Genomic DNA, 16,331 nt, shown 5'->3' with positions numbered 1-16,331 from the left:
ACGATAATACCGTTATGGCAACCACAATAGTGCCAATACCGGGTACCAAACCATTACCCTTCGTTATACATTTCCAGGTTTTCCACCTCGGTTTGCATGCGCACCGCTTTAACATCGTCATTGCGCAGCGATTCGAGGTAATCCAGGTAACGCTGATCCACATCCTTGGTGACATAAATCCCGTTAAACACCGAGGACTCGAACTGCGCCACGTCCGGATTGTCTTCGCGCACCGCGTCTTCCAGATCGCTCAAGTCCTGGAAAATCAACGCATCGGCGCCAATCAGCTTGCGGATTTCGTCCACTTCGCGGCCGTGGGCAATCAGCTCGGTCGCGCTCGGCATATCGATGCCGTAGACGTTGGGAAAGCGGATTTCCGGCGCGGCGGACGCCAGGTAAACGTTGCGCGCGCCGGCTTCGCGGGCCATTTCGACAATTTGCTCGGACGTGGTGCCGCGCACGATGGAATCGTCCACCAGCAATACGTTTTTGTCACGGAACTCGGCGCGGTTGGCATTGAGTTTACGACGCACCGACTGGCGGCGGACCTGCTGCCCCGGCATGATAAAGGTACGGCCCACGTAGCGGTTTTTAACAAAACCCTGGCGATACGGCAAGTTCAGAATCCGGGCGATTTCCAAAGCGATATCGCAGGACGTTTCCGGAATCGGAATGACCACGTCGATATCCAGATCTTCCCATTCGCGGGCGATTTTCTCGCCCAGCTTTTGCCCCATGCGCACCCGGGCGCTATAAACGGAAATCTTATCGATAAACGAGTCGGGGCGCGCAAAATAGACATATTCGAACAGGCACGGATGGCTTTGCGGGTTTTCAGCGCATTGGCGCGTGAACAATTGCCCTTTTTCGGTGATATACACCGCTTCGCCCGGCGCGACGTCGCGCAGGAATTCAAAACCGAGGGTATCGAGAGCCACGCTTTCGGACGCAACCATGTACTCATTGCGCCCGTCGGCCAGAGTGCGTTTGCCAATCACCAGCGGACGGATGCCGTTGGCATCGCGAAAGGCAATCAGCCCATGGCCGATAATCATGCCGACCACGGCGTAGGCGCCGCGAATTTGCTGATGGGTAGCCGCCACCGCCGCGAAGATATCGTCGGCTTCCAGCGGATAATCCGGAAAACGATCCAGCTCGCTGGCGAGAATATTGAGCAGGATTTCCGAATCGGACGTGGTATTGATATGGCGACGCCCTTTTTCAAATAATTTCTTGCGCAGCTCGTGGGCATTGGTCAGATTGCCGTTGTGCGCCAGGGTGATGCCGAACGGGGAATTGACATAAAAGGGTTGAGCTTCGGAAGCACTGGAACTGCCGGCAGTGGGGTAGCGAACATGGCCGATGCCCATATTGCCCTGCAAGCGCTGCATATGCCTGGCTTCAAATACATCCTTCACCAAACCATTGGCTTTGCGTAAACGAAAGCAATCCAATGCGTCAATGGTGACGATGCCTGCGGCATCCTGCCCACGGTGCTGTAACACCGTTAACGCGTCATAAATCGACTGGTTGACCGGCATAAAACCGGCGATACCGACAATACCGCACATGTGTCATTTCCTCATCAGCGTTACCGCGGCGATTAATGCCTCGGTAAGAAACTCGACGTGCTTTGCAGATAGTCAAAAAACCATCTGATAATACCGCTGAACTGCGGTATTAGCTGGGACTGTTGCCAGTCCGCACTCTGGGAGAATCCGGTGAAAGTATCCAGGAAGAATAGCATGGCCGAAACGACCAGTATGCCCCTGAGCGCGCCGAAGCAAACGCCTAACACCCGATCCGTGCCGGATAAACCGGTCCGCTCCACCAGAGAGCCAATCACGTAATTGACGATCGCCCCGACTATCAGGGTCGCCACGAACAGCAGGGCAATCGCGATACCGTTACGAACCAGCTGGTCATCAAAGCGGGTAAAATAAACCGCGAGATAGATATAATAGTGGCTGGCGACGAAAAACGCACATCCCCAGGTTATTAATGATAACGCCTCACGGATAAACCCACGAATCAGACTTATCAGAGCAGAAAATACAATGATGCCAATAATGACGTAATCAACCCAGATCATACATGCATCCCTTGGTAATCCGCCCCGTCAGCTTGTTCGCGGCGAATTCTAACAGAAAACGAAAACGTTTGCGCACCGGAATTCCAGCCCAAAGATAAATAAATAACGGCGATTAAAAAAAGCCAATCGCCGCAAGAAGATAGCGCGCGGCGGCCTGCTGGCCGCCGTTTTACCGCCGCCGCATCCCCCATCAACGCGCCTTATAGGACCGCAACTGGCCGCTCAAGCCGCTGAGCTGATTCATTTCCGGCAGCGCGCTTTCCAATTTTTGCCGGGAGGCATCCGGACCGACGAAAATGCGGGTAATTTGCCCCGCCACCGGTTCGGCGGGCAGGGTATAGACCCGATAGCCCGACAGGCGCAGCTTGCCGACGATTTCCGTCACTTTGGCCGCATTTTTCAGCGCCCCCAGTTGCACTACCCAGGCTTGCCCCGCGGGGGGCGCCTCGGGTGCCGCCGCAGCGGGCTTAGGCGCCGCGGCCGTTTTGGCCGGCGCTTCAGGTTTGATTGCGGCCGGTTCTTCCGGCGCGGTTACCGGCGCGGTTGTCGGCGGAAGGACCGGCTTAGGCGCCGGCTTGGCTACCGGTTTGACCGCGGGCGCGGGCTTAGCCGGCACCGGTTTGGCCTGCTCCTGGCGCGGGGCCGGCGCGGCTTTCGCCGGTTCGCGCCGGGCTGCCGGCGGGGTTTCTTTTACCGGCGGCGCCGTGGACTGGATGGCGGCATCCGCCCCCTGCGACGTGGCGGCGGCGTCATCGGCCGCGACTTTATCGGCCTGCTCCACCGCCGCCCCCGCTCCTTCCGGCGGCTGGCTGGGCAGCGATTGGCTGGCCTGCGGCGAGGCGTCCGCCTCGTCGGCATCGCCGGGTTTAGGCACCAGGGGAATAGAGGCGAAGTCGTCCTGGTAGTGCTTTTTTTTACCATCCAGCAGGCCGGGTAAGACGATCACCCCAAGGGCCACGATAATAATGGTTCCCACCAAGCGGTTTTGAAACTTACTCGCCACGTTCACTCTCCGAGTTTACCAGCGCCATGACCGGGGCCACGGTATGAAACGAACCGAATACCAGCACGCAATCCTCTAACGCCGCGTCCGCTAATGCCTGACGCCAGGCGAGGCCCACATCGGCGAATTGCCGCGCGCCGTCAAGATGCGCCGCCAGCTGCGCCGCGGTAGCCGCACGCGGCCCGTCCAGGCTGGCGCAATACCATTCATCCACCCGGGCGCGCAGGCAGTCCAGGGTGCCGGCGATATCTTTATCCGCCAGCATGCCCACCACCGCCCGCACTTTCCCGCCGATGGCCAGCGCCCCCAGCCGTTTAGCCAGGTAGCCGGCGGCATGGGGATTATGGGCCACGTCCAGGATACGCAGCGGCCGCTGGCCGATAATCTGGAAGCGGCCGGGCAACGCGGCCTCGGCCAGGCCTTGCCGGATGGCCCGCTCGGACACCGGCAGCGGCCATTGTCTCAGCGCGGCGAGGGCGGTGGCGGCGTTCGCCAGCGGAATCGACGGCAGCGGCAGATCCGCCAGGGACAGCCCGGCATCCCGCCAGCACCAGGTATCGCCGTTTTGGGTGAACGACCAATCGCGATCGCGGCAGTAAAGCCGCGCGCCGAGCTGTTCGGCGTAGCGATCGATGGAGGCCGGGCGGTCCGGCTCGCCGACCACCGCCGGTTTACCGGCCCGCAATATCCCGGCCTTTTCCCGGCCGATGCTGTCGCGATCCGGCCCCAGCAGTTCGGTATGATCGAGCGCGATGCTGGTAATCACGGACACATCGGCGTCGACGATATTGGTGGCGTCCAGCCGCCCGCCCAGGCCGACCTCAAGAATAACCACATCCAGCGCCGCCTGTTTAAACAGCCAAAAGGCCGCCAGCGTGCCGAACTCGAAGTAACTCAGGGAGATGGCGCCGCGTCCGCTTTCAATGGCCGCCATGGCTTCGCTATGGCGCTCCGGCGCCAACTCCCCCCCCTGGATGCGCACCCGTTCGGTATAGCGCAGCAGATGGGGGGAACTATAGACGCCGACCTTCAGCCCTTCGGCCAGCAATACCGATTCCAGCAGGCGGCAGGTGGTGCCTTTGCCGTTGGTGCCGGCCACCGTGATGACCCGCGGCGCGGGGCGTAACAAATGCAGGTTGGCCGCCACCTGGCCTACCCGCTCCAGGCCCAGGTCGATGGTTTTGGCGTGCAGGCGCTCAAGATAATAAAGCCACGCGGCCAGTGGCGATGTGGCTTGAGGAGTAAGAAGATTTTCCATACGTCCCGTTTATTGACTATGCATTAACAACGATGGCATCAGCCATGCTGATTACCCGGCGCCCTCGGCGGCATATCCCGGCGGCGTACAGGCGGCGGCTGCCTTAAATCTCGTCCTGCCGCTCTTCCGGCACGATTTCCGGCCGCGGCTCATGGGAATGCGACGCTTCGGGCTGCGGCCGGTTAGTCAGTTTAGCCAGCAGGCTGGCGAGTTTAAGACGCATTTCGGGACGGCGCACAATCATATCGATCGCCCCTTTCTCCAATAAAAATTCGCTGCGCTGGAAGCCGGCGGGCAGTTTTTCCCGCACCGTTTGCTCGATGACCCGCGGCCCGGCAAAACCGATCAGCGCCTTGGGTTCGGCCACGTTAAGGTCGCCCAACATGGCCAGGCTGGCCGACACGCCGCCCATGGTAGGGTCGGTCAGCACCGAGATATAGGGTAAACGGCGCGCCCGCAGTTTTGCCAGGGCGGCGCTGGTTTTCGCCATCTGCATCAGCGACAGCAGCGCTTCCTGCATGCGGGCGCCGCCGCTGGCGGAGAAGCAGACCAGCGGACATTCGTCTTCCAGGGCCTGCTCGACGGCGCGTACGAAGCGGGCGCCGACCACCGAGGACATGGACCCGCCGATAAAGGCGAACTCAAACGAGGCCACCACTATCGGCATATCGTATAACGTGCCTTTCATCACCACCAGGGCATCTTTTTCATCGGTGGCTTTCTGGGCCGCCGCCAGGCGATCCTTATATTTTTTGGAATCCTTGAACTTCAGGATATCCCGTGGTTCCAGCTCGCTGCCCAGCTCCACCTCGCTGCCTTTATCCAAAAAGGCGTGCAGGCGGGCGCGGGCGGTCATGCGCATATGATGATCGCATTTTGGGCAGACTTCCAGATTGCGCTCAAGCTCGGCCCGGTAAAGTACCTGCCCGCAACTATCACATTTGGTCCAGACGCCTTCCGGGATATTGGCCCTGCGCGCCGGGGTGGCAGTGCTCTTATTGAGAATTCGTTCAATCCAGCTCATCGATAACCTTTCTGTTTGAACCTGGCAAGCGCCAGTCCGCTATTCATGCTTGAACCATTTCGCCGGCGCACGGTGCCCGCCGTCTTCCTGAGATGAAGAGAATGGTCTCTAAAAATGTTGCCCATTAAACCATAACCGCCAACGAGTTGGGATAGAAAACTCTGCTTACCGCTCACAATTCGTCCATTTCCGCCGCCGTTTGGCCGGCCGTTCATCTGCGGGCGGCGCGCCTGTGGCGCCAGACTTCAATTACCCCCGGCAGAATCGACAGCACGATAATGGCCACAATCAGCAATTTCAGGTTTTCCTGTACCACCGGCAAATCCCCGAACAGGTAGCCCGCATAGGTGAAAAGCGCCACCCACAGCACGCCGCCGCTAATGTTGAACAGGGCGAAATGCCGGTAAGACATATGGCCCATGCCGGCCACAAAGGGAGCGAAGGTCCTGACTATCGGCACAAAACGGGCCAGGATAATCGTTTTTCCCCCGTGACGCGCATAAAACTGGTGGGTTTTATCCAGGTAGCTGCGGCGGAAAATTCTGGAGTCGGGATTACTGAACAGTTTTTCGCCGAACAGCCGCCCGATGGTGTAATTGACCGCATCCCCAAGAATGGCCGCCAGCGCCATCAGCAACGCCATCGTATGTACGTCAAGATTGTTTGACGGCAATGCCGCCAGCGCGCCCGCCACAAACAGCAGCGAATCGCCCGGTAAAAACGGCGTGACCACCAGCCCGGTTTCGCAAAACAAAATCAAAAATAAAATGGCATAAATCCACACACCATATTGCGCCACCAACTCCGCTAAATGAACGTCAATATGTAAAATAAAATCAATGATAAATCTGATAAATTCCATGTTCAGAATCCCGGCAGCGCGATAGATAGTGTTACAACCATTAGTCTAAAAGAAATAACGGTCCCATGGGAGGAAGCGGCAAAGCAAACTGGTCGGGATAATCCACCGCGACCAGGTATAATCCTTCCGCCCTGGCGGTCGCCGCAGCCAGGCTGCGATCCCGGGCTTCCAGTACGTCGGCAATCCAGGCTTCCGGCCGGTTCCCGCATCCTACTTCCATCAGGCTGCCGACAATATTACGCACCATATGATGCAAAAAAGCGTTGGCTTTGATATCCACCACCAGATAAGGACCGTGGCGCGTGACCGTCAGGTGCTTGATATTGCGCCAGGGAGAATGGGACTGGCAATGCAGGGCGCGAAACGACGTGAAGTCATGTTCTCCCAGCAAATGCTCTCCCGCGCGCGTCATCTTGTCCGCATCCAGTTGATGATAAAAATGCGTCACTCCCCGGGATAATATAGCCGGTCGGTAGGGGTGATTATAGATAATATAGCGATATCGGCGCGCCAATGCGCTGAAGCGCGCGTGAAAATCCGGCGCCACGCCGCAGGCCCAGCGCACCGCGACGTCCGCCGGCAGGTTGGCGTTGACGCCCAGGGTCCAGGCGGCGGCCTCGCGTACCGCGCGGGTTTCAAAATGCACCACCTGGCCGGTGGCGTGCACGCCGGCGTCGGTACGCCCGGCGCACAGCACGGAAACCGGCTCATTGGCTACTTTGGATAAGGCCTGTTCCAGGCAAGCCTGGACGCTGCTGACTTCCGACTGCCGTTGCCAGCCGTAAAACCGGCTGCCGTCGTATTCGATCCCCAACGCAATTTTAATCGTTGGCGGTTCACTTCCGGAGACTTCCCGCGACATTAATAAAAATACTCCGCCACCAGCAGCTCTGCGGTCAACAGCGCCATCAGCGCGCCGCCAAAGCGTACATTATCCGCTACCGACCAGAACTGAAGCAGATCCGGCATACCATAATCATTGCGTAAACAGCCAATACTCAAATGTACCTGGCCCGACGCATCCTCCACCTGGGTGGGAAAATCCCCTTCGTCGCTGACGGTAATGGTTTCTCCCGCCGTCAACGCGTCACGGGCTTCCGCGGCGCCCATCGGACGCTGGGTCTCCAGATGCACCAACTGGGCGTGGCCGTAAAACACCGGCGCCTGGACGCTGCTCGCCGAAATGGGCAACCCTTCGTCCAGCAATATCTTGCGCACTTCATCCACCAGGCGGCGTTCAGTTTGCACGCTGCCCTGTTCGTCGGGTAGCAGCGGCAGGATATTAAAGGCCAGCTGGCGGCTGAAAAAGCCCGGTTCGGTGGGCAGGCCGTTTAACAGGCGCGCGCTCTGGCCCGCCAGATCGTCCACCGCCACCTTGCCCTGCCCCGACGCCGACAGCAGATTGCTGACGTGCAGCCGCGCGATGCCGGCCAGTTCCGTGAGCGGCCTGACGGCCAGCAGCAGTTGGCTGGTGAGGCTGTCCGCCACCGCCACCAGATTGCGATTGCGATAATCCGCCAGCACCGCATCGTTGACGCCCGGCACCACCAGCGGCACGTCGGGTTCAAGGGCAAACAGGCCGCTGGAGTCAATCACTACGCATCCCGCAGCGGACGCCGCATCGGCATAGAGGGCGCTGGCCCCGGCGCCGGCGACAAAAAACGCCAGCTGCGCCCGGGTCCAGTCAAACTGCGCGGCGTCGGTTACCAGCACGCTTTTACCGTCATAACGCAGCGTTTCGCCGGCGCTGCGTTCGCTGGACAGTAAATACAGTTCCCCCACGGGAAACTGACGCTCCTGCAATAATTCAAGCAGCGCTGTACCGACTGCGCCTGTTGCCCCCAAAAGGGCGATATTCCAGCCGTCAGACATCAATTTTCTCTCCAAGACAGTGCATAATTGCGCCCGGAAGGCAGTAGCCTCCCGGCTTAAAAAGGGTAACACGCCGCGCCCGGGCAATGGCTGCCCCGCGCGGCGCATATCATACACTAGTTGACCCCGCTGCCGGAGCATCCCCCGCCCGCGCGGCGGATGGGGCGCTGAAAAGGGGGAATATTCTGCCACCGAATGTCGCAAGATCACAATGCTATAATAGCCGGGGCGCCGCTTATGCTCGCCGCACGCTGATTATTGCCCGGTTCTTCAGACCCCTGCCGCAAAAATTTTTTTCTGTCGCCGGGCGATGATATCCGTACAATGGCGCATTACGCTACGAGGACCGCCTACATGCCTATGCTATTCCCGCTGCTGGCGGTTTTGATCTGGTCGGTTAACGCCATTGTCAGCAAAATGTCCGCCAGCGCCATCGATCCGGCGGCTATTTCATTTTATCGCTGGCTGCTGGCCCTGCTGATCATGACCCCGTTTGTCATGCCGGGAATAGTGCGCAGCCGCCGCACGGTGCTCCGGCAGTGGTGGCGCTTGCTGGTGCTGGGACTGCTCGGCATGGTGTTATACCAGAGCCTGGCTTATTATGCCGCCCACAGCGTTACCGCCGTGTTTATGGGCATTCTCAATTCGCTGATTCCCCTGTTGACGGTGCTGCTCAGCATCGTGGTGCTGCGCGCCGTGCCTACCCTCGGCGTGCTGCTGGGCGCCTTGCTGTCGTTTGGCGGCCTGATATGGCTGGTCAGCGAAGGCCATCCGCAGGTGCTTATCGAGCGCGGCATGGGCAGCGGGGAAATCATGATGATCGGCGCCTCGGCCTCCTACGCGCTTTACGGGGTGCTGACCAAGCGCTGGGCCATCCCTTTGCCTAACTGGCAGTCGCTTTATATCCAGGTGGCGTTCGGCGTGGTGCTTCTGCTGCCCGGGTTCCTGCTGGCCCCCGATATCAGCCTGACGGCGCGCAATATTCCGCTGGTGATGTTTGCCGGCATCGCCGCCTCGCTGGCCGCGCCCTATTTGTGGATACAGGGCGTAATGCGCCTGGGCGCCAATACCGCGTCGATTTTTATGAATCTGGCGCCGGTGTTCACCGCCGTCATCGCCGTGCTTTTTTTACGTGAGGACTTACACAGCTATCACGTAATAGGCGGAGGGATTACACTATTCGGTGTCATACTGGCTCAAAGGCTGCGGATACCGTTAATCCGCCGGGATCGCACGGAGCAGAAAATGCCTTCCGGCCGCTTGCCGCTACCGTAAAATACGGCGACTTGCTATGATTCGCCGCATTATTTTCTTGCCGCACTATCTTATATCCATACGCCCGATGATATGACCGGGCCGGATGACAGCGCCCCTCGATGCTAAAGGATGAGAGATATGCAACCTGTAAGAGGTCCCGATACGCCATTACCAGGCGATCCCCCCCGCGGCGCGGCGGCCAGCGCCCCCTTCGGGCAGGAGGGCGAAAAACCGCTGACCACGGCGCAGCGCACATCTCTAGAGCGCATGATTATCAAGATTATGGCGCTGAGCAACAGCAAGGCGCCGGAAATCTGGGCCGCGCTGCGCCATCAGTTGCATATCGCCAATGACGGCGAACTGACCGCGCGTCATTTTCAGCCGGCGGAGCAGTTGCTGCAGGTGCGCCTGGAACAGGCGCAGCAAACCCATGCCGGCCGGCAGTTGATGCAGCAATTGACCGAACTGCTGCCCAAAGGCAATAACCGCCAGGCGGTAAGCGACTATATCCGCCGCGAGTTCGGCCATACCGTACTCAGCCAGCTTGAACCGGATCAACTGCTGCAAGTGGTGGCGCTGCTGCAAAATGGCCAGCTCAATATTCCGCAGCCGCAGCAGGCGGCGATTACCGACCGGACGCTGCTGCCAGCCGAGCACCATGCCCTCAATCAGCAAATTACCCGGCTGGCGGCCATAAGTGGGGAGTCGCCGGCGGATATCTGGCAAAGCCTGATGACCATGATGGGACTGAAGCCCGGCGATCCCATCCCGGCGCGCCATTTCCAGCTATTGATGCAATTCCTGCAGGGGCATGTGACGCTGTCGCAACAGGCATCCCCTACCCTGTCGTCGGTGCAGGCCGCGCTGAAACAACCCACCAACAGCGACGAACAGCAGGCCATCGAAGCCTACTGCAAGCAGCATTTCAACGCCGCGCCGCAAAGTATCCTTACCCCGGCGCAGGTCGGCGCGGTGATGCAATTCCTGTTTATCCACCGCCTGGCCCGCACCCAAAGCCAGCATCAAACCTCCGATAGCCGGCTGATCCAGCCCGCGATGAGCCCGCTTATCGCCACGGTGCCGGTGGAGAGCATGCGCGGCGTCGCCAAATCACGCTGGATTGCGGGGCTGGCCCTGCTCGCGGTCCTGGTGCTGATTTGGATATTGATCTAACCCGCCAACGCGTTTATCTCCGGCACACGGCGAAAAAAAAACCACTCCCGGCCGCAGGAGTGGTTTTTGGTTACCCGCCCCGGCGCAATAAGCCGGGCCGGAACACCGCGGTTAGTTATATTTGCGCATTACCAGCGTAGCGTTGGTACCGCCGAATCCGAAACTGTTGGTCATCACCGTGGTGAGACGGCGTTCGGTGGGCTGGGTAATCACATTCATCCCTTCGGCCTGCGGATCCAGCTCGTCGATATTAATGCTCGGCGCAATAAAACCGTGCTCCAGCATCAGCAGGGTAAAGATGGTTTCATGCACCCCGGCGGCGCCCAGGGAATGGCCGGTCATGGCCTTGGTGGAGGAGAACGCCGGATGATTGCTGCCGAAGGTTTCGCGAATGGCCCAGAGTTCCTTAACGTCGCCCACCTGCGTGGAAGTGCCGTGCACGTTAAGATAATCGATGGGCGTATCCACATCCTTCAGCGCCATCTGCATGCAGCGGATCGCCCCCTCGCCCGACGGGGCCACCATGTCCGCTCCGTCTGAATTGGCGCCGTAACCGACGATTTCACCATAAATATGCGCGCCGCGGGCCAGCGCATGTTCCAATTCTTCCACCACCACGATGCCGCCGCCACCGGCGATGACAAAACCGTCGCGGTTGACATCGTACGTGCGGGACGCTTTGGAGGGGGTTTCGTTATAGCGGGTGGACAGCGCGCCCATGGCGTCGAATTCGCAGGCCATTTCCCAGCATAGTTCTTCGCCGCCGCCGGCGAACACCACGTCCTGTTTGCCCAGTTGAATCATTTCCACCGCGTTGCCGATACAATGGGCGGACGTGGAGCAGGCGGAGCTGATGGAGTAATTGACGCCGCGGATTTTGAACGGCGTGGCCAGGCAGGCGGACACGCCGGAGGCCATGGCTTTCGTCACCATATAAGGGCCTACGCCGCGCAGGCCGCGCGCGCGCATGCCATCGGAGCCGGCGACCTGATTGCGCGGGGAGCCGCCGCCGGAGCCGACGATCAGGCCGGTGCGATCGTTGGAAACCTGATCGTCGCTCAGGCCGGAATCTTTAATCGCCTGTTCCATGGAGAGGTAAGCATAGATGGAAGCATCACTCATAAAGCGCGCAATTTTACGATCAATCAGCCCGGTAGTATCGAGTTTAATATCGCCCCAAACATGGCTGCGCATGCCGGAATCTTTCAGTTCCTGGGAAAAAGTGATTCCGGAGCGGCCTTGTTGCAGAGATGCCAGGACTTCTTTCTGGTCATTACCAATACTCGATATAATCCCCAGGCCGGTAATCACTGCACGTTTCATTTAATACCTCTTGTATTTATATATGAGATTCTGTGACGCACTTTAGCGTACAGTTGTAAGCTGAACAAGTCCGATCAGACGAAGTATGCCAAATTTGCGCCTTAAAGCACACCTCGTTAAAATCCATACACTTCCTGACAAATGAGCCTGTAGCCGTGAATCGCGCCCCAATCCGCAATGCCATTCTGAGTTGGAACGACGAGGGTACACCTGTATCCCGACATTTTGATGACGTTTATTATTCCAACCAGGACGGGCTGGAGGAAACCCGCTATGTGTTTTTGCACGGCAATGCCTTGCCCGGGCGGTTTAGCACTCACCAGCGGCCGTTATTTATCGTCGCGGAAACCGGCTTCGGCACCGGGCTGAATTTTCTCACCCTGTGGCAGGTTTTCGACCGGTTTCGCCGGCAGGCGCCCGGGGCCGTGCTGCGGCGCTTGCATTTTATCAGCGTCGAACAGTTTCCCCTGCGGGTGGAGGACGTGGCTCTGACCCACGCCCGCTGGCCCGAACTGGCGGATTACGCCGCCGAGCTGCGCCAACAGTGGCCGCTGCCCACCGCCGGGTGCCACCGGCTGATCCTGGGCGGCGGCGCCGTAACGCTGGACTTGTGGTATGGCGAGGTCAACACCCTGCTGCCGGGGCTGGACGACAGTTTATCCGGCCAGGTGGACGCATGGTTTCTGGATGGTTTCGCCCCGGCCAAGAATCCCGGGATGTGGAGCGGGGAATTGTTTCAGGCCATGGCGCGGCTGGCGCGGCCGCAGGGTACGTTCGCCACCTTTACCGCCGCCGGCTTCGTGCGGCGCGGCTTGCAGCAGGCGGGTTTCAGCGTCGGTAAACTGCCGGGCTTCGGCCAGAAACGCGAAATGCTGGCCGGTACCCGCAGCCCGGTAGCCGGCGGCGGAGCGGGCGCGGGCGCGGATAGAGTGGCCCCGTACACCGAAACCGTAGCGGGTGCCTTTCGCACGGGCGCGAACGCCGTGGCCGATGCATCAAAGCGGGACGCCCACGCCGTAGTCCCCGCCGCGCCCTGGTATGCCCGCCGGCCGGCGGATGACCCCCGCGACGTGGCGATCGTCGGCGGCGGCATCGCCGGCGCGCTGGCGGCGGCGGCCCTGCAGCGGCGCGGCGCGCGCGTAACCCTCTATTGCGCCGATAGCGCCCCCGCCGCGGGGGCTTCGGGCAATCGGCAGGGGGCGCTATATCCGCTGCTGAATAATGAAGATGACGAACTGGCGCAGTGGTTTGCCAGCGCCTTCCCTTTCGCCCTGGCCGTTTATCGCGACTGCGCGCGCCGGGGGATTGCCTTCGAGCATCAATGGTGCGGCGTTACGCAGTTGGCCTATGATGCCAGGACCCGGCGCAAACTGGACCAGATCCTCGCCTCCGGCTGGCCCGGGCAATTGGTAAGGGCCGTGGCCGCCGGCGAGATGGCGGCCTTGACCGGGCTGGACACCGGCCGCGACGGCGTCACCTATCCGCTGGGCGGCTGGCTCAACCCGGCGCAGCTTACCGCCGGGATACTGGAGCAGGCGCAGCGCCGCGGTATGGCGGCGCATTATGGCCGCGAGGTGCGGCAATTGGCGGCAACGCCGGACGGCTGGTCGCTGGGCTTCGCCCACGGCGGCGCGGCGCGCCACGCGACGGTGGTACTGGCCAACGGCCACCGGCTGCTGCAATGGCCGCTAACCGCCCCGCTGCCGCTGACCAGCGTGCGCGGGCAGGTCAGCCATATTCCCGCCGTACCGGCCCTGGCGCCCCTGAAACAGGTGCTTTGCTATGACGGCTACCTGACCCCCGCCAGCGCGGGTTTTCAAACCCACTGCCTGGGCGCCAGCGCGCAGCGCGATGACGAACAAACCGAGTACCGTCCACGGGATCAGCAGCAAAACTACGATCGCCTGATCGCCTGCCTGCCGGCGCCGTCCTGGCCGCTGGCCGCCGATATCAGCGCCGCGCAGGCGCGCTGCGGCGTACGCAGCAGCGCCCGCGATCATATGCCCATGGTGGGCAGCGTGCCCGATTATGACGCCATCCTGCGCGTCTACGCCGACCTGCCCCGGCTGCGCGCGTCCGGCGCGGCAATCGCGGCCGCTCCCGTCCATGACAATTTGTTTATGCTCGGCGGCCTGGGGTCGCGCGGTTTATGTACCGCGCCCCTGGCGGCCGAAATACTGGCCGGGCAGATTTTTGGCGAACCGCTGCCGCTGAACCTGGACCAGTCGGCCGCGCTCAGCCCTAACCGTTTTTGGATCAGAAAGCTGCTGGCCGGACGGCAAATAAAATCGCCCGCTTAAAATTTCACATTCAGCCTGGCCCATACCGTTCGGCCCGGTTCATTGACCTGCCTGTTGGCCGAGTAGCCAAAACCGCTGTTGCCCGCCAGGTTAAGGTGTTCGCTATAGGATTTATTCAGGATATTATCGACGCCGCTGCTGATTTTGATTTTTTTGGTTATTTTATAAGCCGCGTTCGCCGATAGAACGCCGAAGCCGGAACTGGTATTGAAATCCTTGCCGGCCACATTGCCCTGGTTAAGGGCAACCCGCCGCTGCCGGCTGACCGCGCGCCACAGGACCGAGCTGCTCCACCGTTCCCGCTCGTAGGTCAGGCCGAACCGCGCATCCAGGGGCGGCATTTGCGGCAGCGGCTGGCCGTCGCTGGTGTTTCGGCCCCAGGCGTAAGCCACGCTGGCATCCCCTTTCCAGCGTTCGGTAAATTGATAGCCGGTCCCAAACTCGGCGCCCATGATAGCGGCATTGACGTTGGTGGCCTGGCTGCGATAGGCATTGTCCGGGTCGTATTTCACCAGGATAAAATCATTTACCTGTCCGAGATAGCCTGACAGCCAGGCGGTCAGGCGCTCGCCGTGGTATTGCGCGCCCGCATCGATTTGGGTGGTTTTTTCGCTTTGCAATGCGTCAAAGGCGCTGCTGTTGCGACGAGGGCCGGATTTAGGAGCGAATAATTCCCAATAATCGGGAAACCGCTCCGTATACCCCAGGCCGGTATAAAACTGCACCGGCAGGGCATCGGGCTGGTATTCATAGCGCATAAATCCCGCGGGCAGGATTGCCGACCGGGTGCGATCGCCGGATGCGCCGTATTTGTCGGCCCGGCTGCGGTCAAGACGGGCTCCGCCGATAACGCGGTTTTGCTCCGGAGCATGCCAGGTCAGCTCGCTGAACAAGCCGTAATCCTGGAACTGCGCGTTTTTTCGCCAGCCATGAATCTGTTTGCTGCGGTGGGTATCGGCTTGCATATCCACGCCGGATTGCAGGCGAAAATCAGGCCATAGCCAGGTGCCCACGGCGCGGGCGCCGGCGGTGCGGCGATCGAGATTGCTGGAACGGGTCCGCGACTTGCAGCAGTAGGCCGTCTTGCCTGCGTGATGTGGCGTAGCGCGCAGGGTGGTATTGTCCATAATATGGTTGGCGTAGCTGTAGTAGACCTGTGCTTCGATTTTATCCAGCACCTCGCCGATAGCGTCTTTTTCAAACCGCATGCCCAGGCTGTCGCGCTTAAACTGCGCGCCGTCCATGCCTCGTCCCGCATAACGGGCCTCACCGTTGCCCTTGCCCATGCTGAGTTCCAGGCGCGTATTGCTGTCCGGCGTCCAGCCAAGGGCCAGATCGCCATTCCATTTCTTCCATTGGGACGGTACCCGGAACCCGGCGCCATCCCGATAGTCGCCGGCCCGCGAGGTATTGCCGGCGAGCTGCAGATACCCCCGTTCGTCGCCCAGGCTGGTTTCGGCCCTTTCATCCCAGCGGCCGTTGGACCCCGCCAGCACGCCGCCGCCGGCATTGATGCCCGGTCGGTCGAACTGCGGATAAACCCGTTCGAAACGCAGGGTGCCGGCGGATGCGCCCGGCCCCCACAGCACGGTTTGCGGCCCCTTGACCAGGGTAAGGACATCATAGCTTTCCGGCGAGATATAGGATGTCGGCGCGTCCATGCGGCTGGGACAAGCCCCCAGGATTTCAGCGCCGTCGGTCAGGATTTTCAGACGTGAGCCAAACTGGCCGCGAAACACCGGATCGCCGTTGGTGCCGCCATTACGAATCTGGGAAAACCCCGGGATGGTTTTCAGATAATCGGCCCCATCGCCGGCGGGCACCGGCTGGCGCGGGGTTTTCGGGGACGTGACGATAATCAAAGGCGAATACAGCGGCGCCGCGACCGTGATGACATCGGCATCCTGGGGCGCCGGCTGGGCGTTTTGCAACTTGTGATGCTGGGAGTGGGCGGCCATGCTATTGGCCGCAACCAGGGTAAATACCGGTATAAAGCCGCTCAGGCGACGGGGTAAACGACTCGGTGCAGGCGGGGAAGTATAACCAGACATCATCTTTCCTTATGATTAAGCGATAATTTCCTGAGAAGTCAAACATGACGGCGCGGCCAGGCCCGACAGGTGCTATGGCGAGGCATAAGCGATAGCGGACAACGCGGCCCCGAGCC

General features: G+C 60.4%; 13 protein-coding genes. 3 read left to right on the top strand and 10 right to left on the bottom strand.

Features of this window, described 5'->3' with window-relative positions; genetic code table 11:
* Positions 1–53 precede the first annotated feature (53 nt).
* The 8 genes from purF to ACL2XP_RS06440 all read right to left on the bottom strand — a co-directional run bounded on the left by purF (position 54) and on the right by ACL2XP_RS06440 (position 8,111).
* Positions 54–1,571: an amidophosphoribosyltransferase gene (purF, locus tag ACL2XP_RS06475; RefSeq protein ID WP_413737786.1), complete on the bottom strand. Its 1,518-nt coding sequence runs from the start codon at positions 1,569–1,571 to the stop codon at positions 54–56.
* Positions 1,572–1,603: 32 nt separating this feature from the next.
* The gene (cvpA, locus tag ACL2XP_RS06470; protein ID WP_413737784.1) at positions 1,604–2,092 is read right to left on the bottom strand and encodes a colicin V production protein; all 489 of its coding nucleotides are present in this window, start codon (positions 2,090–2,092) and stop codon (positions 1,604–1,606) included.
* Positions 2,093–2,282: 190 nt separating this feature from the next.
* Complete coding sequence (gene dedD / locus ACL2XP_RS06465; RefSeq protein ID WP_413737782.1) at positions 2,283–3,095, bottom strand: cell division protein DedD; 813 nt, start codon at positions 3,093–3,095, stop codon at positions 2,283–2,285.
* Entirely contained in the window at positions 3,085–4,353 is a 1,269-nt protein-coding gene (folC, locus tag ACL2XP_RS06460) for a bifunctional tetrahydrofolate synthase/dihydrofolate synthase (protein WP_413737780.1), read from the bottom strand. Before folC ends, dedD begins: the two co-directional genes overlap by 11 nt.
* Positions 4,354–4,456: 103 nt before the next feature.
* The gene (gene accD, locus ACL2XP_RS06455; RefSeq protein ID WP_413737778.1) at positions 4,457–5,377 is read right to left on the bottom strand and encodes an acetyl-CoA carboxylase, carboxyltransferase subunit beta; all 921 of its coding nucleotides are present in this window, start codon (positions 5,375–5,377) and stop codon (positions 4,457–4,459) included.
* Between the two features lie 211 nt (positions 5,378–5,588).
* Entirely contained in the window at positions 5,589–6,239 is a 651-nt protein-coding gene (locus tag ACL2XP_RS06450) for a DedA family protein (protein WP_413737776.1), read from the bottom strand.
* 40 nt (positions 6,240–6,279) lie between these two features.
* Positions 6,280–7,101: a tRNA pseudouridine(38-40) synthase TruA gene (truA, locus tag ACL2XP_RS06445; protein ID WP_413737775.1), complete on the bottom strand. Its 822-nt coding sequence runs from the start codon at positions 7,099–7,101 to the stop codon at positions 6,280–6,282.
* A complete protein-coding gene (locus ACL2XP_RS06440) occupies positions 7,101–8,111 on the bottom strand; it encodes an aspartate-semialdehyde dehydrogenase (protein WP_413737774.1) in 1,011 nt (336 codons plus the stop codon). The genes truA and ACL2XP_RS06440 overlap by 1 nt, the downstream gene beginning before the upstream one ends.
* Before the next feature lie 354 nt (positions 8,112–8,465).
* Between ACL2XP_RS06440 and ACL2XP_RS06435 the strand changes: the two genes are divergently transcribed.
* Together ACL2XP_RS06435 and flk are read left to right on the top strand one after the other, a co-directional pair.
* Complete coding sequence (locus ACL2XP_RS06435; protein WP_413737773.1) at positions 8,466–9,386, top strand: DMT family transporter; 921 nt, start codon at positions 8,466–8,468, stop codon at positions 9,384–9,386.
* Positions 9,387–9,506: 120 nt separating this feature from the next.
* Complete coding sequence (gene flk, locus ACL2XP_RS06430) at positions 9,507–10,541, top strand: flagella biosynthesis regulator Flk (protein ID WP_413737772.1); 1,035 nt, start codon at positions 9,507–9,509, stop codon at positions 10,539–10,541.
* A 111-nt stretch (positions 10,542–10,652) separates the two neighbouring features.
* Here flk and fabB read toward each other — a convergent pair whose 3' ends face one another.
* A complete protein-coding gene (fabB, locus tag ACL2XP_RS06425; RefSeq protein WP_413737771.1) occupies positions 10,653–11,864 on the bottom strand; it encodes a beta-ketoacyl-ACP synthase I in 1,212 nt (403 codons plus the stop codon).
* 155 nt (positions 11,865–12,019) lie between these two features.
* On the opposite strand from fabB, the gene mnmC reads away from it, so the two are divergent.
* Complete coding sequence (gene mnmC, locus ACL2XP_RS06420) at positions 12,020–14,164, top strand: FAD-dependent 5-carboxymethylaminomethyl-2-thiouridine(34) oxidoreductase MnmC (RefSeq protein ID WP_413737769.1); 2,145 nt, start codon at positions 12,020–12,022, stop codon at positions 14,162–14,164.
* Here mnmC and ACL2XP_RS06415 read toward each other — a convergent pair.
* On the bottom strand, positions 14,161–16,122 hold the full coding sequence (locus ACL2XP_RS06415; RefSeq protein ID WP_413739102.1) for a TonB-dependent copper receptor: 1,962 nt from the start codon (positions 16,120–16,122) through the stop codon (positions 14,161–14,163). The two genes, mnmC and ACL2XP_RS06415, sit on opposite strands and share 4 nt — an antisense overlap.
* Positions 16,123–16,331: the final 209 nt, after the last annotated feature.

This window comes from Sodalis sp. RH21 (assembly GCF_047324175.1).
Taxonomy (GTDB): Bacteria; Pseudomonadota; Gammaproteobacteria; order Enterobacterales; family Enterobacteriaceae; genus Acerihabitans.
Note: the sequence above shows the minus strand (reverse complement) of the source record. Positions and strands in the feature narration are given on the sequence as shown.

Bases quoted from the DNA above. Each gene is read 5' to 3' on its own strand.
- purF (WP_413737786.1), bottom strand. From the start codon at position 1,571: ATGTGCGGTATTGTCGGTATCGCCGGTTTTATGCCGGTCAACCAGTCG.
- cvpA (WP_413737784.1), bottom strand. From the start codon at position 2,092: ATGATCTGGGTTGATTACGTCATTATTGGCATCATTGTATTTTCTGCT.
- folC (WP_413737780.1), bottom strand. From the start codon at position 4,353: ATGGAAAATCTTCTTACTCCTCAAGCCACATCGCCACTGGCCGCGTGG.
- accD (WP_413737778.1), bottom strand. From the start codon at position 5,377: ATGAGCTGGATTGAACGAATTCTCAATAAGAGCACTGCCACCCCGGCG.
- ACL2XP_RS06450 (WP_413737776.1), bottom strand. From the start codon at position 6,239: ATGGAATTTATCAGATTTATCATTGATTTTATTTTACATATTGACGTT.
- truA (WP_413737775.1), bottom strand. From the start codon at position 7,101: ATGTCGCGGGAAGTCTCCGGAAGTGAACCGCCAACGATTAAAATTGCG.
- ACL2XP_RS06440 (WP_413737774.1), bottom strand. From the start codon at position 8,111: ATGTCTGACGGCTGGAATATCGCCCTTTTGGGGGCAACAGGCGCAGTC.
- ACL2XP_RS06435 (WP_413737773.1), top strand. From the start codon at position 8,466: ATGCCTATGCTATTCCCGCTGCTGGCGGTTTTGATCTGGTCGGTTAAC.
- flk (WP_413737772.1), top strand. From the start codon at position 9,507: ATGCAACCTGTAAGAGGTCCCGATACGCCATTACCAGGCGATCCCCCC.
- fabB (WP_413737771.1), bottom strand. From the start codon at position 11,864: ATGAAACGTGCAGTGATTACCGGCCTGGGGATTATATCGAGTATTGGT.
- ACL2XP_RS06415 (WP_413739102.1), bottom strand. From the start codon at position 16,122: ATGGCCGCCCACTCCCAGCATCACAAGTTGCAAAACGCCCAGCCGGCG.